General features: G+C 72.2%; 21 protein-coding genes and 7 tRNA genes. 12 read left to right on the top strand and 16 right to left on the bottom strand.

The features are described from left to right. Positions 1 to 46 precede the first annotated feature (46 nt). Positions 47 to 688, top strand: coding sequence for a potassium channel family protein (locus OHS81_RS30530; protein WP_328388545.1), 642 nt, complete (start codon positions 47 to 49; stop codon positions 686 to 688). Positions 689 to 743: 55 nt separating this feature from the next. Here the strand turns inward: OHS81_RS30530 and thrS are convergent, their stop codons facing one another. The 3 genes from thrS to OHS81_RS30515 form a co-directional block, all read right to left on the bottom strand. Beyond that, positions 744 to 2,723, bottom strand: coding sequence for a threonine--tRNA ligase (gene thrS / locus OHS81_RS30525; RefSeq protein WP_129297330.1), 1,980 nt, complete (start codon positions 2,721 to 2,723; stop codon positions 744 to 746). Positions 2,724 to 2,846: 123 nt separating this feature from the next. Then, a complete protein-coding gene (locus tag OHS81_RS30520; protein WP_328388542.1) occupies positions 2,847 to 4,025 on the bottom strand; it encodes a hypothetical protein in 1,179 nt (392 codons plus the stop codon). Then, positions 4,025 to 4,591: a DUF4365 domain-containing protein gene (locus tag OHS81_RS30515; RefSeq protein ID WP_328388540.1), complete on the bottom strand. Its 567-nt coding sequence runs from the start codon at positions 4,589 to 4,591 to the stop codon at positions 4,025 to 4,027. Before OHS81_RS30515 ends, OHS81_RS30520 begins: the two co-directional genes overlap by 1 nt. A gap of 199 nt (positions 4,592 to 4,790) precedes the next feature. Between OHS81_RS30515 and OHS81_RS30510 the strand changes: the two genes are divergently transcribed. After that, complete coding sequence (locus tag OHS81_RS30510) at positions 4,791 to 5,516, top strand: exonuclease domain-containing protein (protein WP_129298900.1); 726 nt, start codon at positions 4,791 to 4,793, stop codon at positions 5,514 to 5,516. A 136-nt stretch (positions 5,517 to 5,652) separates the two neighbouring features. On the opposite strand, the gene OHS81_RS30505 is transcribed toward OHS81_RS30510, so the two are convergent. The 4 genes from OHS81_RS30505 to OHS81_RS30490 form a co-directional block, all read right to left on the bottom strand. Further along, positions 5,653 to 5,724 (bottom strand) — tRNA-Val (locus OHS81_RS30505). 117 nt (positions 5,725 to 5,841) lie between these two features. Continuing rightward, entirely contained in the window at positions 5,842 to 6,303 is a 462-nt protein-coding gene (locus OHS81_RS30500; RefSeq protein ID WP_328388537.1) for an SRPBCC family protein, read from the bottom strand. 86 nt (positions 6,304 to 6,389) lie between these two features. Beyond that, positions 6,390 to 6,461 (bottom strand) — tRNA-Val (locus OHS81_RS30495). Positions 6,462 to 6,515: 54 nt separating this feature from the next. After that, the gene (locus OHS81_RS30490) at positions 6,516 to 6,947 is read right to left on the bottom strand and encodes a TIGR02611 family protein (RefSeq protein ID WP_328388535.1); all 432 of its coding nucleotides are present in this window, start codon (positions 6,945 to 6,947) and stop codon (positions 6,516 to 6,518) included. A gap of 190 nt (positions 6,948 to 7,137) precedes the next feature. Between OHS81_RS30490 and OHS81_RS30485 the strand changes: the two genes are divergently transcribed. Then, complete coding sequence (locus OHS81_RS30485; RefSeq protein ID WP_003959770.1) at positions 7,138 to 7,551, top strand: SsgA family sporulation/cell division regulator; 414 nt, start codon at positions 7,138 to 7,140, stop codon at positions 7,549 to 7,551. 227 nt (positions 7,552 to 7,778) lie between these two features. Further along, entirely contained in the window at positions 7,779 to 8,348 is a 570-nt protein-coding gene (locus OHS81_RS30480) for a CGNR zinc finger domain-containing protein (protein WP_328388533.1), read from the top strand. Positions 8,349 to 8,429: 81 nt separating this feature from the next. Here the strand turns inward: OHS81_RS30480 and OHS81_RS30475 are convergent, their stop codons facing one another. Continuing rightward, on the bottom strand, positions 8,430 to 8,585 hold the full coding sequence (locus OHS81_RS30475) for a hypothetical protein (RefSeq protein ID WP_018087659.1): 156 nt from the start codon (positions 8,583 to 8,585) through the stop codon (positions 8,430 to 8,432). A 68-nt stretch (positions 8,586 to 8,653) separates the two neighbouring features. After that, positions 8,654 to 9,124 (bottom strand): hypothetical protein, encoded by a 471-nt coding sequence (locus OHS81_RS30470; RefSeq protein WP_328388531.1) that lies wholly within the window; start codon positions 9,122 to 9,124, stop codon positions 8,654 to 8,656. Between the two features lie 195 nt (positions 9,125 to 9,319). On the opposite strand from OHS81_RS30470, the gene OHS81_RS30465 reads away from it, so the two are divergent. Then, a complete protein-coding gene (locus tag OHS81_RS30465; RefSeq protein WP_328388529.1) occupies positions 9,320 to 9,847 on the top strand; it encodes a DsbA family protein in 528 nt (175 codons plus the stop codon). 69 nt (positions 9,848 to 9,916) lie between these two features. Here OHS81_RS30465 and OHS81_RS30460 read toward each other — a convergent pair whose 3' ends face one another. The 3 genes from OHS81_RS30460 to OHS81_RS30450 are packed head-to-tail and all read right to left on the bottom strand — an operon-like array spanning position 9,917 to position 12,671. Continuing rightward, positions 9,917 to 10,747, bottom strand: coding sequence for a GNAT family N-acetyltransferase (locus tag OHS81_RS30460; protein ID WP_328388527.1), 831 nt, complete (start codon positions 10,745 to 10,747; stop codon positions 9,917 to 9,919). 35 nt (positions 10,748 to 10,782) lie between these two features. Next, positions 10,783 to 11,607, bottom strand: a complete 825-nt coding sequence (locus OHS81_RS30455; protein WP_328388525.1) for an aminotransferase class IV — start codon at positions 11,605 to 11,607, stop codon at positions 10,783 to 10,785. Next, positions 11,604 to 12,671, bottom strand: a complete 1,068-nt coding sequence (locus tag OHS81_RS30450) for a chorismate-binding protein (RefSeq protein WP_088796783.1) — start codon at positions 12,669 to 12,671, stop codon at positions 11,604 to 11,606. Before OHS81_RS30450 ends, OHS81_RS30455 begins: the two co-directional genes overlap by 4 nt. 177 nt (positions 12,672 to 12,848) lie before the next feature. Between OHS81_RS30450 and OHS81_RS30445 the strand changes: the two genes are divergently transcribed. From OHS81_RS30445 to OHS81_RS30425, 5 genes are all read left to right on the top strand, one after another. Next, positions 12,849 to 12,921 (top strand) — tRNA-Gly (locus OHS81_RS30445). 35 nt (positions 12,922 to 12,956) lie between these two features. Then, a tRNA-Cys gene (locus tag OHS81_RS30440) sits at positions 12,957 to 13,030 on the top strand. 1 nt (position 13,031) lies between these two features. After that, positions 13,032 to 13,103 (top strand) — tRNA-Val (locus OHS81_RS30435). A gap of 38 nt (positions 13,104 to 13,141) precedes the next feature. After that, a tRNA-Val gene (locus OHS81_RS30430) sits at positions 13,142 to 13,213 on the top strand. A gap of 34 nt (positions 13,214 to 13,247) precedes the next feature. Next, positions 13,248 to 13,319: transfer RNA gene (locus OHS81_RS30425), tRNA-Val, on the top strand. Positions 13,320 to 13,402: 83 nt separating this feature from the next. Here the strand turns inward: OHS81_RS30425 and OHS81_RS30420 are convergent. The 3 genes from OHS81_RS30420 to OHS81_RS30410 all read right to left on the bottom strand — a co-directional run bounded on the left by OHS81_RS30420 (position 13,403) and on the right by OHS81_RS30410 (position 15,266). Beyond that, complete coding sequence (locus OHS81_RS30420; RefSeq protein ID WP_328388522.1) at positions 13,403 to 13,696, bottom strand: TFIIB-type zinc ribbon-containing protein; 294 nt, start codon at positions 13,694 to 13,696, stop codon at positions 13,403 to 13,405. Between the two features lie 73 nt (positions 13,697 to 13,769). Beyond that, positions 13,770 to 14,789 (bottom strand): phosphotransferase family protein, encoded by a 1,020-nt coding sequence (locus OHS81_RS30415; RefSeq protein ID WP_328388520.1) that lies wholly within the window; start codon positions 14,787 to 14,789, stop codon positions 13,770 to 13,772. 270 nt (positions 14,790 to 15,059) lie between these two features. Then, complete coding sequence (locus OHS81_RS30410; protein ID WP_328388518.1) at positions 15,060 to 15,266, bottom strand: hypothetical protein; 207 nt, start codon at positions 15,264 to 15,266, stop codon at positions 15,060 to 15,062. A gap of 611 nt (positions 15,267 to 15,877) precedes the next feature. Between OHS81_RS30410 and OHS81_RS30405 the strand changes: the two genes are divergently transcribed. Further along, positions 15,878 to 17,233, top strand: a complete 1,356-nt coding sequence (locus OHS81_RS30405) for a serine/threonine-protein kinase (RefSeq protein WP_328388516.1) — start codon at positions 15,878 to 15,880, stop codon at positions 17,231 to 17,233. 123 nt (positions 17,234 to 17,356) lie between these two features. Here OHS81_RS30405 and OHS81_RS30400 read toward each other — a convergent pair whose 3' ends face one another. After that, positions 17,357 to 18,172, bottom strand: a complete 816-nt coding sequence (locus tag OHS81_RS30400; RefSeq protein WP_328388515.1) for a helix-turn-helix transcriptional regulator — start codon at positions 18,170 to 18,172, stop codon at positions 17,357 to 17,359. 71 nt (positions 18,173 to 18,243) lie between these two features. Between OHS81_RS30400 and OHS81_RS30395 the strand changes: the two genes are divergently transcribed. Beyond that, positions 18,244 to 18,957, top strand: coding sequence for an SDR family oxidoreductase (locus OHS81_RS30395; RefSeq protein WP_328388513.1), 714 nt, complete (start codon positions 18,244 to 18,246; stop codon positions 18,955 to 18,957). Positions 18,958 to 19,039 lie beyond the last annotated feature (82 nt).

Here is a 19,039-nt window from a genome sequence, read left to right as displayed (position 1 = left end):
GTGTCGTTGGGGCACACACCGCGGTCCGCTCCGCGATGCTGGGCCGGTGGACAGGGAAGCGCGGCTGCGGGCCTGGGAACAAACCGCCCAGCCCTATCTCCTTGCCGCCTCGTTCCTCTACCTCGCCTCGTACGCGGTCCGGGTCCTGGTGCCCGGACTCTCCCCCGGCTGGCAGACCTGGTGGGAACTGGTCACCGTCGTCACGTGGAGCGTCTTCGTCCTCGAATATCTGGCACGGCTGGCGCTCAGCAACGACCGGCGGCGCTTCCTGCGCACCCGCTGGCTGGATCTGATCGTGACCGTGCTGCCGCTGCTGCGGCCGCTGCGGATCGTCGACATGCACGACCGGATGCTGCGGCGCCGGGACCGACCACGGCTGGCCCTCGAAGCACGGGTGATGGCGTACACCGGGCTCACCTCGCTGCTGCTGGGCTTCGCGGCCAGCCTGGCCGTCTACCACGACGAGCGCACGGCCCCGGGCGCGAACATCCACACCTTCGGTGACGCGGTGTGGTGGGCCTGCTCGACGCTGACGACGACGGGGTACGGCGACGCCACGCCCGTCACCCCGCGCGGCCGGGTGGTCGCGGTGGCGCTGATGTTCGTCGGGGTGGCGCTGATCGGAGCGGTGGTGGGCTCCTTCTCCTCCTGGCTGCTGCGCCGCTTCCGGCAGGACGGCGAGACATGAAGGAGCCCCGGAGAGCGGGTCGCTCTCCGGGGCCCCGGTGCTCATCTGCCAGGCGTCACACCTGGACGCGGCGCTCCACGACGTCGAGGATCTCGGCGATCGCCTCCTCGCGCGGGATGCCGTTCTTCTGCGTCCCGTCGCGGTAGCGGAAGGAGACCGCGCCGTTGGCGACGTCCTCGTCACCAGCGATGATCATGAACGGGACCTTGGCCTTCTGCGCGTTCCTGATCTTCTTCTGCATCCGGTCCGACGAGGAGTCCACCTCGATCCGCAGGCCCTTGGCCTTGGCCTGCGCGGCGAAGTCCTGCAGGTACGGGACGTGCGCGTCGCCGATCGGGATCCCGGTCGCCTGGACCGGCGCCAGCCACGCCGGGAACGCACCCGCGTAGTGCTCCAGCAGCACCGCGAAGAACCGCTCGATGGAACCGAACAGCGCGCGGTGGATCATCACCGGACGCTGCTTGCTGCCGTCGGCCGCGGTGTACTCCAGGTCGAACCGCTCCGGAAGGTTGAAGTCCAGCTGGACGGTCGACATCTGCCAGGTCCGGCCGATGGCGTCCTTGGTCTGCACGGAGATCTTGGGACCGTAGAACGCGGCGCCGCCCGGGTCCGGGACCAGCGGCAGCCCCTGCTTCTCGGCCACCTTCCGCAGCGTCTCGGTGGCCTCCTCCCACGCCTCGTCCGAGCCGACGAACTTCTCCGGGTCCTTGGTGGACAGCTCCAGATAGAAGTCGGTCAGACCGTAGTCGCGCAGCAGGTCGAGGACGAAGGTGAGCGTGGCGTCCAGCTCGTCCGCCATCTGCTCCTTGGTGCAGTAGATGTGCGCGTCGTCCTGGGTGAAGCCGCGGGCGCGGGTGAGGCCGTGCACCACGCCCGACTTCTCGTACCGGTACACGGTCCCGAACTCGAAGAGACGCAGCGGCAGTTCACGGTACGAGCGGCCGCGCGCGTCGAAGATCAGGTTGTGCATCGGGCAGTTCATGGGCTTGAGGTAGTAGTCCACGCCCTCGTCGAGCTGCATGGGCGGGTACATGCCGTCGGCGTACCAGTCCAGGTGGCCCGACTTCTCGAACAGCTTCCCCTTGGTGGCGTGCGGGGTGTAGACGAACTCGTACCCCGACTCCTCGTGGCGCCGGCGGGAGTAGTCCTCCATGACCCGGCGGATGATGCCGCCCTTGGGGTGGAAGACCGCCAGGCCCGAGCCGATGTCCTCGGGAACGGAGAACAGGTCGAGCTCGGCACCCAGCTTGCGGTGGTCACGCTTCTCGGCCTCGGCCAGGAACTCCAGATGCGCCTTGAGCTCGTCCTTGGTCGGCCAGGCGGTGCCGTAGATCCGCTGCAGCTGCTTGTTCTTCTCGCTGCCGCGCCAGTAGGCGGCGGCCGAGCGCATCAGCTTGAACGCCGGGATGGCACGGGTGCTGGGGAGGTGCGGCCCGCGGCACAGGTCCTTCCAGCACAGCTCGCCGGTCTTGGCGTCGAGGTTGTCGTAGATGGTGAGCTCGCCGGCGCCCACCTCGGCGGAGGCCCCCTCGGCGGCCTCGGCGGCCGAGCCCTTGATCCCGATCAGTTCGAGCTTGTACGGCTCGTCGGCCAGCTCCTCGCGCGCGGCGTCATCGCTGACCGCCCGGCGCGCGAACTTCTGCCCGCGCTTCTGGATCTCCTGCATCTTCTTCTCGATGCGCTTGAGATCGTCGGGGTGGAACGGGGTCTCGACGTCGAAGTCGTAGTAGAAGCCGTCCTTGACCGGCGGGCCGATGCCGAGCTTCGCCTCCGGGAACAACTCCTGCACGGCCTGCGCCATCACATGCGCGGTGGAGTGCCGCAGGATGTTCAGACCGTCCTCGGAGGAGATCTCCACGGGCTCGACCGCGTCGCCGTCGGCGACCTCGTACGCCAGGTCCTTCAGCTCTCCGGCGACCCGCGCGGCCACGACGCTGCGCTCACCCTGGAAGAGGTCGGCGGCCGTCGTGCCCGTGGTCACCACGCGTTCATCCCGCTCGGAATCGCGTTGGATGGTCACACGGACGTCTGACACCGGTCTCTCCTGACTCATGTCTCTTCACGGCAGCGATTGCTGCGCAGCCGAATCGTACCGAGCCACCGGACCCGACCGCTAAACGGTTTCACCACCCCTGGCCCGAAAGCCACTCCTGCGCCGCTATTCCCCGGCGCCGCACGCCTCCTCGAAGAAGTCGAGGTTTTCCTGGAGCGACTTCAGCAGCCGGTCCCGCTCCGCCTCGTCGACCTGTACGGGCGTGACATCGCGGCCGCCGGTGATCCGGCGGAAGCCGCCCCGGCTCTCCAGCCGGCCGCTCACCCGGATGGGCAGTCCCACCAGGTGCGCGTGTCCGGCGATACGGTAGTCCTCCTCCCCCAGCGCGACCCGCACCTGCACCACGTCCGCACCGGTGATCACCCGCAGCCGCACCGTGCCGGGCCCGCCGGGACGCTCCCTGCGCAGCCGTATCACCGCGCCGGTCACCCGCACCGGCAGCGACGGCTCGTCGCGTACGTAGCGCCGGGCCGCCTGCTGCAGCGCGGGCAGGTCGCCGGGCGAGAACTCCACCGGTTCGGGGCGTGCCGGGCAGCCGGCCGGGGCGCCGGCCCCCGGCGACCACTCGACCGCGATCCGCACCCCCTCCGCATCCCGCACCAGCGCGATCAGGGCCTGGACCAGCTCATGGCAGACCCCCAGCTCGACGGCCGCGTCGAAGGCCTCCATCCCGCCGGTGGCCCGCTGGTAGTCGGTGGCGTCCCGGGCCGCGTGCAGCGCCTGCTGCAGCCCGGCGACCGCGCCGCGCCCGCCGCGCACCGGGACGAACGCGGTCAGCCGGCGCCCGGCCGCCGCCGGGCCGACCAGCACCTCGCCCAGGAACCCCTCGGCCTGCCGTTTGTGCCGGGCGCCGTAGTAGCCGGCCCGGCCGTACGTCCCCAGCGCCCCGGCGATCAGCATCGAGCGGGCCGCACCGCGCAGCTGCTCCTGGGCGACCCAGTACGCGGCCCCCGAGCCGCCGTCGGGCACCTCGCGCTCCCAGCGCACCTCGTCGCTGGGCACCGCGAGCCCCACCAGCACCTCGCGGGCGGAGGCCGAGGAGCTCTGCGCCAGCGCCGCCAGCGCCTCCGCGAGCAGTTCCCCGCTGTCGGGGAAGCGGCGGTCGTGCGGCACCAGCAGGCTGGTGCCGGCCGCGCCGCCGGGCGGCGTCCACCGGGTGTAGTGGCCGGTGGCCCCGCCCCGGCGCCGCCAGCCGTGCCGGGCCAGCAGCGCGCCGAGCACCACCGGATCGAGCTGTGCGGGATCCAGGAGCCGCGCGTCGTATTCGTCGGTCGGCCGGTACATCAGGGTCTCCCTCCCGCCCCGACCCGCGTCATGATCTCGCAGAGCGCTCGGTCGTCGAAGATCCGCGCGGTCGGGATCCGCACGGTGGTCCTGCGCCGGCCGGTCACCGGATGACCGGCCAGGTTGATCCAGTAGCAGCAGTGCCGCAGTGCGAGACGGTCGTGCGAGGCCCGCAGCCAGTCCTCCTGGGTCCGCGGGACCAGCATCACGACCAGGATCTTGTGCACCGATACGGGCGTACGGGCCAGCTTCACCAGATGGTCGTTGTCGAGCGTGAAGGCGAAGGTCGGTCCCGGCGGGCGGGGGGCGGTCTGGTAGGTGCACTTGAGCTGCACCTTGATGGTGACTTCGTCGTCGACGGTGTGGCCGGCCGCGCCATGGCTGACGTGCCAGTCGATTCCGTTGTCCGGGAAGGGCTGCGCCAGCGAACATCCCGAGGCGGCGGCGACCGCGTGCAGATAGCCCACCTGAAGGGTCTCCATGCACGCAGTCGTGGCGAGTCCGCCACGCTGCGGTGTGGACAGCTGGGGCAGCAGCCCGCCCGGTTCGGGCTGCGCGAGCGTCATCGCGGGGGAGCCTTCCGGGCTGTGCCGATCGGTGCGGGTGGATGACGGGGAGAAGGCGGAACACGTCGGCCCGTCACTCTGGTTGTCTCCGCGTCAAGTGGTCCGCAAACAAAGACGGTTCGAGCACCGGGCGGCTCGGGTATCACCAGCTCGGGTGGTGTGCATGCCATCCCCCGTACGAGCGCGAGGAGTTGGGATGATGCCGTGCTGGTATGACGGACCGCTTGCCGCCTTCGACACCGAGACCACGGGCATCGACGTCGAGCGCGACCGCATCGTCTCCGCCGCCCTGGTGGTCCAGGAGACACCGCGTTCCGCGCCCCGGATCACCCGTTGGCTGATCAACCCGGGCGTCGGCATACCCGAGGCCGCCACGGCGGTGCACGGCCTGACGGGCGACCATCTCGCACTGCACGGCCGCTGGCCCGCGCCGGTGCTGGAAGAGGTGGCACGCGCCCTGGCCGCCCAGTCGGTGGCCGGCCGCCCGCTGGTCGTGATGAACGCCCCGTTCGACCTCACTCTCCTGGAGCGCGAGTTGAAACGGCACCGCGCCAGCTCACTCGACGCCTACCTGGGCGGCCATCCGCTGCGCATCCTGGATCCCCGCGTCCTCGACAAGCACCTGGACCGCTACCGCAAGGGACGCCGCACCCTCACCGATCTGTGCGCCCACTACGAGGTCGAGCTGACGGACGCCCACGAGGCGGCCGCCGACGCGCTCGCCGCACTGCGCGTCGTCCGGGCCCTGGGGCATCGCTACGCGGACCGCCTGGAGGGGCTGCACCCGGCGGAGCTGCACACCCGCCAGGCCGTCTGGTACGCCGCCCAGGCGCGTGGCCTGCAGGCGTGGTTCGAGCGCAGCGGCAACCCCGAAACCGTTGATCCGCATTGGCCGCTGCGTCCCGAACTCCCCGCCGCGGCCTGATCCCTCATCAGCAATTCCGGCCCGGCCGGCAAAGGCGCCGGGCTAAATTCCCGGGGCGGTGTTCTCCCCGCACGGTGCCGCCTTCTCCCAACAAAAAGAACCGGGCCGCTTTTTGCGGCCCGGTTCTTGATCCCGGTGGGCGATACTGGGTTCGAACCAGTGACCTCTTCGGTGTGAACGAAGCGCTCTCCCACTGAGCTAATCGCCCGGGTGTCGGCGAGGTTTCCCCCGCGAACGAGCAGAACAATACAGGCCGCGCGGGGCTTCCATCAAATTCCTGTTCCGCCGTGGCCCCGGGCCGCCCCGCCGGGGCACACGGGGCGCCTCATCCTCGGGCCAGCCAGGCGGCGAGCCCCCGGCGCCCGGACCGCATCATCAGCGCGTGATTGGCGACGAAGACCGGCCGCCCCAGCAGCGCGAACCGCCGCAGCAGCGGCTTGCAGACCTCGACGTCCTGCTCGAACACGGCACGGGTGCCGCCGGCGCCGGGCACCACCGTCCAGCGCGCCCAGCCGGCCAGGTCGCCGCGCATCCCTATCTCCAGCACCCCCGCGCCCGGGTCCCGTACGCGCTCGCTCGCCACGACCGTCAGGTCGTACGGCAGCACCGAACGGAAGCGGGCGATGCCGCTGCGGTCGTCGAGCGCATTCACCTCGCGGACCTGCGGCCACCACCGGGGGTAGGCCTCGGCGCGTTCGAGGACGGCGTAGACGACGGTCGGCGGGGCGTTGAGCTGCCAGACGGTGCGGAAGCGGTAGCGGTGCAGTCGGCGTGACCGGACGGGCATGGTCCCAGTGTGCGCCCCACGGCGGCGCATACGCGCAACAACTGCGACGGCCCGGAGACTTGAAGTCTCCGGGCCGTCGTCCGGGGTGGGCGATACTGGGTTCGAACCAGTGACCTCTTCGGTGTGAACGAAGCGCTCTCCCACTGAGCTAATCGCCCGGGCGCACCGCCAACATTACCCCACGTCGGCGGGCACTTCCGACCACTGCGGGGTCACTCGGAGACGTTCCACGGCATCGCGAGGCCGAACTTCCAGACATAGACCGCGAGCACCGCGGCGATGATCACCAGGCCGACGGCGGTCAGGATGATGTTGCGCCGCCGCACCTTGGGGTCGAGCGCCTTCCGGGCCGCTTCCGTGACCTTCCGCTTGGTCCAGCGCAGCACCAACTGGGCCCAGACGAATTCCGTCGCCCAGATCGCCATTCCGGCGAAGATCACCAGCCAGCCCGGTCCCGGCAGCGGCAGCATGATCACGCCGCCCACCACGACCGCGAGGCCGACGACGAAGACTCCGACCTGCCAGCTCACGTGCAGCGGCCGGGAGCGCTTGATGAAGTGCGGCGCTCTCGAACCGAGCGGCTGCTCGGCCGGAGCGGCGCCCTCCTCCGCCGTTCCCGGCCCCCCGTTACTCTGCGTATTCATACCCGCAAACTTACCGGACGGGACGGGTCCGGCGGAATTACCGCCGAGGACGATCTCGCAATCCGCCGGAAGAGGTACCTGAAGCCACACAAAACCGTCAGAGGGGTTTACAACGGCACCGTAGGTGGCATGTCGATTTCGCCGACGTGCGAATCCCCGAGCGCACACTGAGCGAAAGGCCCTGGCGCTTATGAACACCACGGTCAGCTGCGAGCTGCACCTGCGCCTCGTTGTGTCGAGCGAGTCCTCACTGCCTGTACCCGCGGGCCTGCGGTATGACACGGCCGATCCCTATGCCGTGCATGCCACCTTCCATACCGGAGCCGAGGAGACCGTGGAGTGGGTTTTTGCCCGCGACCTCCTCGCCGAGGGCCTGCACCGGCCCACGGGCACCGGAGACGTCCGCGTTTGGCCGTCCCGGAGTCACGGACAGGGCGTGGTCTGCATCGCCCTGAGCTCCCCGGAAGGCGAAGCCCTGCTCGAGGCGCCCGCACGGGCCCTCGAGTCGTTCCTCAAAAGGACCGATGCCGCCGTACCACCCGGTACGGAGCACCGGCATTTCGATCTCGACACCGAGCTCTCCCACATCCTCGCGGAGAGCTGAGACGCAGCACGGTTACCGAAAGCACCCACCCGCTCACACTTGCGTCCGTCCGACTCGGGGAGACGGCGCAGGACCGACAAGTTCATACGGCACACTTCGGCGTCGTCGCCGCGGACCCACCGCGGAGTCGGCGCTGAAGCTTGTTCCGGGCGCTGGATTCGGCGACCATGCGGCAACCACACCGGGGGCGGTACCCGTCCGGCCCCACCCTGCCAGGGAGCGGAACCGTGATGATCAGCCATGACACCCGGTGCGCACTGGACGCGGTCGTCGATCTGCTGAACACCGCTCCGGAGGGCGAATCGCCCGGAGCGCCGGACAGCCTGACCGGCCTCGCGACCCTCGAGGACTTCGTCCGGCGCCATGACGTCAGCGGCGTGGGGGCGCTCGGTGCGGGCGACCTGGCGGCCGTACGGTCCGTCCGCGCGCGGTTCGCGCGGATCTTCGCGGCCGACGACGACCGCACCGCGGCCGAACAGCTGAACTCGCTGGTCGCCTCGGCGGGCACCACACCGCAGCTGACCGATCACGACGGGTACGACTGGCACGTCCACTACTTCGCACCGGGCGCGTCGGTCGCCGAGCATCTGGCCGCGGACGGCGGGATGGCGCTGGCCTTCCTCCTCGTCGCCGGGGAGCGCGAGCGGCTGCGGCGCTGCGAGGCGCCGGACTGCCGGCATGCCTTCGTCGACCTCTCCCGCAACCGCTCCCGGCGCTACTGCGACAGCCGCACCTGCGGAAACCGGCTGCATGTCGCGGCCTACCGGGCGCGGCGGCGGGAGGCCGCGGCGGGCTGAGCACCGGTCGCGGCACCCCGGCAGGGTGCACAGCGGCGGGGTGCACGGCAGCGGGGTGCACGGCAGCGGCGCGTGGCCGCTTCACAGCAGGAAGAGGTCGTGCACCGCCCCGAGAAGGAGCAGAAAGCCGATGACGGCGAGGAAGAGCATCAGCGGCGGCTGGGACAGCGCGAACAAGCAGCCGCGCGGTTCGGGGGACGGGGCGTCGTCTTGGGCGAGGGCGCACTCATCGTTCATCTCGCGCGCATCATGACGCAGATGATCGTGCCAATGCGCCCGATATGCGCCTCAGCAGCGGTAGTTCATCAGATCCCGTGCTTTTTCAGGATCGCTTCGATGTCCGAGAAGTCATCCTTGGGTGCGCCGCCCTTGCCCTGAGCCGCCTTCCCCTTGGGCGCCGGCTGCGCGGTATCGCGGGCGGCGCCGAGGGAGGGCACGGAGGCGGCCGGAGCCACCGCGTCGGGCCGGTCGGCCGCCGCGGCCTTGCGCTCCTTGCGCTCCTTGCGGCTGCCGGTCCCGCCCCTGCGGCGCTCCACTCCCCTGCTGATCATGAACAGCACGGCGGAGAGCGCGAGCACACCGAAGCCGGCCCAGACCGTGGGCTTGAAGACGATGTTGGTGACCCAGTCGATGACGCCCGTCATCACCAGGCCGATGGGAATCAGGGAAAAAGCGGCGATGCGGGTCGCGGCCAGGAACCGCTTGCGGTATGCCGTCAGCGCGGCGATGCCCAGGCCCGCTGCCGACACCGCGGCACAGACGGTCGAGGTCAGCATCCGGTCCTCCTGCTGCTGAAAGGGCGAGCAGGCACTCTGCTCCCTTCCATCCTGCCTTGTCCGGCCGGGCGCGGGCCATGTTCCGGGACGGTTCAGGGACATCTCGGGGTCGTGCTCCTCCGCAGGTGCCGGTTCCGGTCACCGGGGCGGGGTACCACCGGGTGTCAGCCGGGGGCGGGCTGGGAGACTGGCCCCATGAACGACGCCACCACCTCCGCCGCCCGCCCCGACCGCCCCGTTCTGGACGTGTGGTGCGAATTGCAGTGCCCGGACTGCCGTACCGCCCTGGAGGACCTGCGGGCGCTGCGGGCACGCTACGGCGACCGGCTGGACGTCCGGCTGCGCCACTTCCCCCTCCCCAAGCACAAGCACGCCTACGTCGCCGCCCAGGCCGCCGAGGAGGCCATCGTGCAGGGCCAGGGCCGGCCGTACATCGAGGCGGTGCTGGCGCGCAGCGAAGAGCTCGCCGCGCGCGGCGAGAAACTTCTGCTGGAGGTCGCCGGGGAGCTGGGGCTGGACGCCGAGGAACTGGACACCGCGCTGATCGACGGGCGGCATCTGCTGATCGTCGACGCGGACCAGGCCGAGGGCAAGGCGATCGGGGTGACCGGGACCCCCACCTATGTGATCGGCGGCGAGCGGCTGGACGGCGGCACGAGCCAGGAGGGGCTGCGCGCCCGTATCGAGGAGATCGCCGACCGGCTGCTGGCCGGGCAGGGCTGAGCCGGGCCGCACGGGCGCAGGCGAGCCTCACGGGCGCCGCGCCTCACAGGGCGCCGGCCCCGGGCCGCCTCACAGGATCGGCTTCCACAACAGGTAGCCGGTGGGCCGGTACCCCAGCGAGGTGTAGAGGCCGAGCGCCGGCGCGTTGTCCGCGTAAACGTTCAGGCCGAGGGTGGCGTGACCGGCGGCCAGGCTCTCGCGCTCGGCGACCAGCATCAGGGTGCGGCCGTGGCCGTGCCCGCGGTGTGCGGGATCGACCAGTACATCGACGACATAGCCGCCGGGCTGGTCCGGCATCCGCAGGGCGATCCAGATGCTGCCGACGTCCGCGCCCCCGTGGGCCAGGACGCGCAGCGCCTGGTCGGGCGTGTCCACACCGTCCGGCAGCAGGGCGCGATGGTTCGCGGCCGAGGCCTCCTCGGCGCGTGCGCGGGGCATCCCCTGGTCCCGCTGCGTCCGGACGTACTCGGCGAGCGCGGCGTCCCGCCAGGCCGGGTACTCCGCCTCGCTCAGCGCACGGTCGCTGCTGTCCCCGGGCAGCCGGGGCGGGCCGTCGAGGGTTTTGCTCATCGTGCGGCCGCGCTCGGTGTAGCCCAGTGCCGCGGCGAGCCGGGCGGCCGCCTCCGCGTCGGCGGGGACGGTCACCTCGATCTGCCGGCAGCCCCAGCCGCGCAGCACCTCCTCGGCGGCGAGTGCGGCGACCGTGGCACGGCCGCGGTGCCGGTCCGGCTCCTCGACGGCCAGCTCCGTGATCCGGCCCGCCGTCGGGCCGAACCGGGCATCCGTCGTCAGCCGGATCCCCCCGACCCGGCGGCTGTTGACACAGATGTCGTACGGACGGGCCCGGCGCCCGTCGTCGTGTCGCTCTTCGGGTCCCGCGGGGCGCAGCGTTGTGGTCACGAGGACTTTCTACTCGCCCCTGCGCGGGCCCGTCATCACCGCGGATCGAAGTCGGCGGCGGACTGCTCGTCGAAGATCCGCATGGCTTCCGCGGTCACCGGGCCCGGGCCGTCGGCGAGTCGGCGGTCGTCGATACGGGTCACGGCCTGGACGTCGCGCAGGGTGGAGGTCAGGAAGATCTCCTCGGCCCGCTCCAGCGCGTCCAGGGGCAGATCGGTCTCCTTGGCGCCCGCCCAGCTGACGGTCAGGGCGCGGGTGATGCCCGCCAGGCAGCCGGAGTGCAGCGGCGGTGTGTGCAGTTCGCCGTCCAGCACGACGAAGACGTTGGAGCCGGTGCCCTCGCAGAGCGCGCCGACGGTGTTGGCGAACAGCGCCTCGGAGGCGTCCCGTTCACGGGCGCGGGCCAGGGCGACGACGTTCTCGCCGTACGACGTGGTCTTCAGGCCGGTGAGCGCCCCGCGTTCGTTACGGGTCCACGGGACCGTGACGGCGGCGGTGGTGTCGGGGCGGCGCGTGGTCTCGGAGAGTGCGATGACCAGCGTGGGGCCGGCGTCGCCGCGGTCCGAGCCGAGCGGTGAGACGCCGCCGGTGTAGGTGAGCCGCAGCCGGCCCAGGTCCATCGGGTTGGCGTCGAGGACCGCCGTGCAGCCGCGCCGCACCTCGTCGAGATCGGGATCGGGCAGTCCCAGTCCGCGGGCCGAGGTGGTCAGGCGCTCCAGATGGCGGGTGAGGGCGAAGGCACGGCCGCGCTCGGCCTTGATGGTCTCGAAGACTCCGTCGCCGACGGTCAGCCCGTGGTCGAAGACCGAGACCCGGGCGCCCTCGGCGTCCTGCAGCTTGCCGTTGAGCCAGATCTTCATCGCTTTCCTCCACTCGCCTCGTGCAGGCCCGACGCTACCGCGAGCAGCCTGCGCGCCTTCAACTCGGTCTCGGCCCACTCCCGCTCCGGATCGGAGTCCCAGATGATCCCGGCGCCGGCGCCGAAGCGGAGCACCGGGCCGCCGGGCGGGGTGCGGTCGATCCAGAACGTACGGATGCCGACCGCGAGCTCGCCGGTGCGGCGGTCCGCGTCGACCCAGCCGATGCCTCCGCAGTAGGGGCCGCGGGGTGCGGTCTCCAGCTCGTCGATGATCCGCAGCGCGCTGGATTTGGGGGCACCGGTGACCGACCCGGGCGGGAAGGTGGCGTCCAGCAGATCCGCCCAGGCGGTTTTCTCGTTCGCCCCGTCCAGTTCGCCGCACACGGTGGAGACGAGGTGGACCAGACCGGGGTGCTCTTCGACGGCGCACAGTGCCGGGACGGTCACGGAGCCGGTGGCGCAGACCCGGCCGAGATCGTTGCGGACCAGGTCCACGATCATCACGTTCTCCGCCCGGTCCTTCGCCGAGAGGTCCGCCGCGGTCCGGCCGGTGCCCTTGATGGGGCCGGAGGCGACGGTGCGGTCCTCGCGCCGCAGATACAGCTCAGGGGAGGCGCTGGCGATCTCGACGCCATGGCCGGGCAGCCGGATCGTGCCCGCGTGCGGCGCCGGGTTGCCGCGGGCCAGCACCGCGGACAGCGCGTCCACGTCGGCACGGCCGGGGTCGGGCAGCGGCGCGGTCAGCACCCGGCAGAGATTCACCTGGTAGACGTCGCCGGCCGCGATGTGTTCACGGATACGCCGCACACCGCCGGTATAGGCGTCGCGGTCCAGGGAGCTGGTCCAGGCGCCGGGAGCGGGGCCGCGCCAGCCGTCGGGGTCCGGACCGTCCGCCGCGGTGGCCGGCCGTACGTCGCCGAAGCGGGCGCAGACCACAGCGCCCTCGAAATCGGCGGCCACGGCCCACCAGCCCGTGGAGTCCAGAGCCGCGGGATCGCTGGTCACATCCAGCAGGTCGGTGGCTATCAGGCCGCCGAAGCGTGCCATCGGAGCGAAGTCGTGCACGTCAGCGAGTCTATGGCGGCGGCCCCGAGGCTGCCTGTGCCGAGCGAGCAGCGCAGCACGCTGCACAAACGCGTTTTTGTACTGGCCCCGGAATCCGCTAGAGTTCAACACGTCGCCGGGACGCACAAGCGCCCCGGAGGACACGTAGCTCCCGGACGTAGTCTGGGAGAGACACCTGCGGACGTAGCTCAGTTGGTAGAGCACCACCTTGCCAAGGTGGATGTCGCGAGTTCGAGTCTCGTCGTCCGCTCGATGTGGGGGATCTTCCCGAACCCCCTCACTCCTGGTGGAGTGGCCGAGAGGCGAGGCAACGGCCTGCAAAGCCGTCTACACGGGTTCAAATCCCGTCTCCACCTCCAAGGACGATTAGCTCAGCGGGAGAGCGCTTCCCTGACACGGAAGAGGTCACTGGTTCAATCCCAGTATCGTCCACTGGATCCCCGAATGTGCTTGACCGGGGTTTCCGTCCCGCGCGATTAGCTCAGCGGGAGAGCGCTTCCCTGACACGGAAGAGGTCACTGGTTCAATCCCAGTATCGCGCACGCAGCTGCGGATCTTCGCGATCCGCGGTCCCGCGGACGATTAGCTCAGCGGGAGAGCGCTTCCCTGACACGGAAGAGGTCACTGGTTCAATCCCAGTATCGTCCACACCTGATCCCGAGGGCCGGAGCATTTCGCTCCGGCCCTCGGTCGTTGTTCCGGCCCTGGGTCGTTGTCCGGCCAGAGACCGGTCAGGACGAGAAGAGCATGTGGCCGAAGCCACGGTGGCCGTGGTGTCCATGGTGGCTGTGATGGCCCTGGTGGCCGTGATGGCCCTGGTGCGGGGCGCCCCAGGCGGGGGCTGCCGGGTAGGCCTGCGGGGCGGGCGGCGGCGGGGGCTGCTGGGACCACTGTGACTCGAGGCGGGTCAGCGCCTCCAGCTCCCCGTAGTCCAGGAAGATCCCCCGGCAGCCGGCGCACTGTTCTATCTGCACACCATTGCGGTGGTATGTCTGCATCGGCGCATGGCACTTGGGACACTGCATCGTCGGCTCCACTCCTGTCATCCGGCACTGCTCACTGCGGCGCCGCCGGAACGGCCGCCCGGCGGCAGGGTGTTCACCTTACGTCCGGGCCGGCGGGCGCAGGCCGGTCCGGCAGGGACGTCATCCGGGCACAGGCATCGACGACCGCCGCCTCGGACTCGTCCAGGAGGCGGGAGGCGGTGATGGCCTTGGCGACGGCGAGCGCGGCGGTCTGCACGGTCAGGGCACGGGCCGGAACCTCCAGGTCGGGCCAGGGATCGCCGGAGGGCCGGACGGCGGGGCCGCCGGCGGCACGGTAGGCGGCGAGGAAACGCGCCCAGAGATCCGGTGCGAGCAGGCCAGTGGCGAACCAGGCGGCGGGGCGGGCCAGGTCCCAGGCGCCGTCGCCCGTGCCGAGGTCGTCGATGTCGATGAGGAGCCAGGGGCCGCCGGTGGCCGGGTGGCGGACGAGCTGGCCCAAGTGCAGATCGCCGTGGCAGAGGGTGCCGGCGCGCGGCGACGGGGCGGCGCCCTGGGCCCACGGCGGCAGCAGGGCCCAGGCCCGCTCGACGGCCGCGGCGGCCGCGGGCAGCGGCCCCGGGCCGGGCCGGCATGCGGGCGGCGGGCCGCCGGCGGCGGCCAGGGCGGTGCGCAGGCGGGCCAGGGCGCGGGCGGCCTTGGCGGGGCCGCGCATCGGCGGTACGGGGCCCGGCAGTTGGCGCGGGTCGACGGTGTGCAGACGGGCCAGCAGGCGGGCGGTGTCCTCCCAGGGCGCGGCGCCCGGGTCATCGGGCGAAACGGGGCTGCCGTACGGCCAGCGGGTGAGGACGCGGCCCTCCTCGGTGAAGGTGAGGAAGCCGTCGGGGGCGGTGACCGGGAGCGGGGGCAGCAGGATGCCGTGCAGAAGGGGGTGGGCGGCGATCCGCAGCCGGGTGGCCAGGTCGTGCGGGTCGCCGTCGGGGGCGTGCGCCTTGGCGACCGTGGGGCCGCTGCGGACGACCGTGCCGTCGGGGCGGTCGGCAAGCACCTCGGGGGCGGTGGCGGTGGCCGGAACGCCGGGCCGGGCCGTCGTCGCGGACAGGGCGGCGAGGCGGTCGAGCAGTGAGGTGGCCATCGTTCCCCCTGGTCCTGCGCGCGCCGGACGGCGTCGTGCGCGACGGGCCGTGAAGGGTGCGCCGTGGGTGGTGGTGCGAGCCGTGGGCGGCCCGGAGGGGGATCGTACGCGTGGTCCGGGGGGCCGGGCAGGGCGGTGGCCGGGAAAACCCGAAGGCCGGGCATCTCCCCAGATGCCCGGCCGTCGTGCCGTCCGCCGCACCCCCGTCCCCACGGGGCTTTCAGCCGGAGGTCCCCGTCCCGGGCCGCTCTCCCGGGACCGGGGCGCCGCTCAGCGCCCCAACATTCCGACCACGGACGACGCCTGTGTCATCACGGCCTCCCAGCCGCCGAAGACCACGACGAGAACGCAGGCCAGCGGCAGCACCATGGCCACCGCGACGAGGGGATGGCGCGTGCCGGAGGGCTGCCGGCCGCCGGGCACAGCGGCTCGCCGCCCCTGCGCCCGAAGGGCCGCCCGCCCTGAGGTCTGCACCATCGTCCCGCTCCCGTCGTGACTGGGGGCGGCGGGCGTCTGACCTCGGGGGACGAGTGCTGCGCCCGCCGCTTGGAAACAACAGTAGGCACACGGCCGGCGGCGGGCGTCATGCCGTCGTACCGATTGGTCGGCCTCCGGGAGGATGACGGCCCGGCGCCCCGTGTACTCCCCTGGGTGGAGAGACGGCGCCAGGCCTTGGGGATCTCCCCCAGGGGGGACCGTTGCGCCGCCCTGGCCCGCGCACTCCTGAGGGTGACCTCGCTCACGTCGTCCGCTCCCCCACGCACCGCGGCCCCGTCCCTGCGGACCGTCGCGCACACCCCCGCTTTCCGCCCCTTGGCCGCATCCCCGGCATCCCCGACCAACTACACACGATCCCCTTTCATCCCGCCAATTTTCCTTCTACGGCGGATCATTGGGATCCCTCACGGTAAGCCGGGACGCCCGGCGGCCGGTTTTCCCCGCGCGCTGCGGGAATCGCACCCGCCACCGGCAATCCGGCTGCCGACGCATGCGCGGCCTCTCAGCACAGGGGGCCGTCAATCCGTAAGCTGTGCCACGTCAGACGGTTGGCAGCGGAGGGGGCTCCCCACCGCAGGTAGGGGACGGACATGGCGATGATGCGGCTCCGACGCGAGGACCCGCGTGTCGTCGGGACGTTCCGGCTGCACCGCCGGCTCGGCGCGGGCGGGATGGGCGTGGTCTATCTCGGCTCGGACAAGCGCGGGCAGCGGGTGGCGCTCAAGGTGATCCGGCCGGACCTGGCGGAGGATCAGGAATTCCGCTCGCGGTTCGCGCGGGAGGTCTCGGCCGCCCGGCGGATCCGCGGCGGCTGTACGGCCCGGCTGGTCGCGGCCGATCTCGATGCCGACCGCCCCTGGTTCGCCACCCAGTACGTCCCGGGCCCCTCGCTGCACGACAAGGTCAACGAGGGCGGTCCGCTGTCCCCGGCACAGGTCGCCGCCATCGGCGCCGCGCTGTCCGAGGGGCTGTTGGCCGTCCATGACGCGGGTGTGGTGCACCGTGACCTCAAGCCGTCCAACATTCTGCTGTCGCCCAAGGGCCCGCGGATCATCGACTTCGGTATCGCCTGGGCGACCGGCGCCAGCACGCTGACCCATGTCGGTACGGCCGTCGGCTCGCCGGGGTTCCTGGCGCCGGAGCAGGTGCGCGGGGCCGCGGTGACGCCGGCGACGGACATCTTCGCGCTGGGCGCCACCCTCGCGTACGCCTGTACCGCGGACTCCCCCTTCGGGCAGGGAAGTTCGGAGGTCATGCTCTACCGCGTGGTCCACGAGGAGGCACAGCTCGCCGGGGTGCCGGACGCCCTGGCGCCGCTGCTCGCCTCGTGCCTGGCCAAGGACCCGGCGGACCGCCCCAGCACGTTGTCGCTGTCGCTGCGCCTCAAGGAGATCGCGGCCCGTGAGGCGCACGGTCCGTCGGGCGGACCGCTGGAGAACGGCGCGGGCGCGGGCGCCGGTTGGCAGCGCGCGGAGCGCCGTCCTCCGGACCGGCCGACCGGGCAGCGTGCCGAGGAATACGCCCGCCAGCGCACCGAGCGGAGGACGGCCGGCAACTCCTCGCCTCGTCCGCACCCGTCCCGCCCCCCGGCTTCGCATGACGCGGTCTCCCGGCCGTCCGGCCCGGCCTCGGCCGCGGGGAAGAGTCCGCGGAGGACCGGCGGACGCACGGTGCGCCGCGTCCCGGCCGGCCGGCCCGCGGGGCCGGGCGGCAAGCGCACCCCGGTGCGTACGACGTCGGGCGGCCGGCGGCCCGGCCCCGACCGCCGGCTGCTGCGCCAGCGCGTCATTGTGTTCGTGGTGGTGACCCTGCTGGTGGCGCTCGGTATCGCGGCGGCCCAGGGGTGCCAGGGGCCGGCCCACGGTCTGGGCGTGGAGCGGCCGGCGCCGGCCGCCCCGGCCTGGGGTGCGGACGGGCCCTACGGGGCGGGGGGACAGAACCCCTGAGAGCCCGCGCGGACCGGCGGCGGGGCAAGCCTCGGCAGCGGGGTGCGCACAAGTCCCGGTGAAAGCGCACCTGCAGGTGCGGCGCTCTGCGACCGCCGGAGAGGCCTGCGCGCCTCCTTCGTTTCAGGTCGTCTGCCCGGCCAGCCTGCGCAGACTCCGCGCGGCAGGTGATCCGGGGTCGGCCGTGATCAGGACGACCTCCTGGTCGTCCTCGGGTACGAGCAGGACGTCGCAGTTCAACCGCAGGGCACCGGCCTCCGGATGGTCCAGGGTCTTGGTGCGGTGCCCGGGAGCGTGGAGGGGACGCGCCTGCCAGATCTGCCGGAACTCCTCGCTGCCGGCGTGCAGTTCGGCCAGCAGGGCGGCCAGCTGCGGGTCATGCGGGTAGCGGTCCGCGGCCCGGCGCAGCCGCGCCACCACGATGTGCCCGAATTCCTCGGCGCCGGCGCTCTCGTGCATCCGCTCCCGGCCCAGGAAGCGGCGTCGGGCCAGGTTTGTCCTCCCGCCTGCGGGGTCGGCGCGGAGCAGTGCCCGGGCCAGCGGGTTCCAGGCGATGACGTCGTACGCCGCGTCGGTGACGACGGCCCCGGTCTCCGGCAGCCGCTCCAGCATCCGGGCCACGTGCGGGCGCACCCGCCGCACGGCGCTGATGCCGGGCGGCGCGCTCGAACCCGCCAGGCGGAACAGGTGGCTGCGCTCGGCCGGCGTGAGCCGCAGTGCGCGGGCCAGCGCGTCCAGGATCCGGGCCGACGGCCGCGGCCCCCGGGCCTGTTCCAGCCGTGTGTAGTAGTCGACCGACATGTGCGCGAGCTCCGCCACCTCTTCGCGGCGCAGACCCGGTGTGCGGCGGTCGGTGCCCGTCACCGCCAGGCCGATCTCGTGCGGGCGCAGGGCCGCCCGGCGGTCCCGCAGGTAGTGGGCCAGCTCCTGCCGCGCCATGTCGGCTCCTCCCCCTGCCTGGTACAGGCTGTCCCTGGCAGGGCACCCACGACCAGGGAAGTGTGGTTGCCATGAAGGAACACACAGCTCTGGTCACCGGTGCCAACAAGGGCATCGGCAAGCATATCGCCCGGCTGCTCGCCGCCGAGGGCGTCACCGTGTACGTGGGCTCCCGCGGCCCCGGGCGCGGGCAGCGGGCCGTCGAGGAGATCGGCGCCGGGGTCCGTCTGCTGGTCCTCGACGTGACGGATCCCGGCGGCATCGCCCGGGCCGCGGCTCAGGTGGACCGCCTGGACGTGCTGGTCAACAACGCCGGCATCTCACCGTCACTCGCCCCGCCGGCCGACACCGGCGTCGAGGAGTACCGGCGCACCTACGAGACCAACGTGTTCGGGGTGGTGGCGGTGACCAATGCCTTCCTGCCCGCCCTGCGCCGGTCCCCGCGCCCGCGCATCGTCAACGTCTCCAGTGGCACCGCGTCGCTGACCTGGAGCACCGCCCCCAACCCCCAGTTCACCCCGGGAAGCGGCGCCGCCGCCTACCGCTCGTCCAAGGCTGCCCTCAACGCCCTCACCGTCCTCTACGCCCAGACGCTGGCCGAGGACGGCTTCAAGGTCAACGCGCTCGCCCCCGGCATACGGGCCACCGATCTCAACCCCCGGGCCGCCGCTGCCGGGGGCGACCCGGCCGAGGCCGCGCACGGTGCCGTCCGCCTGGCCCTGCTGCCGGATGACGGCCCCACCGGTGGCTTCTTCTCCTGGGACGGAACGCCCGTGCCCTGGTGATGCGTCGGGGGCGGCGTCGGGGACGGGTTTCCCAGCGGTGACGCGGGGCGGGGCCGACCGGCCGGTCCGACCGTGCGGGACC

The organism is Streptomyces sp. NBC_00400, from assembly GCF_036048035.1.
GTDB lineage: Bacteria > Actinomycetota > Actinomycetes > Streptomycetales > Streptomycetaceae > Streptomyces.
The sequence above is the reverse complement of the archived record's forward strand: the minus strand, read 5'-3'. Positions and strand labels throughout refer to the sequence as shown.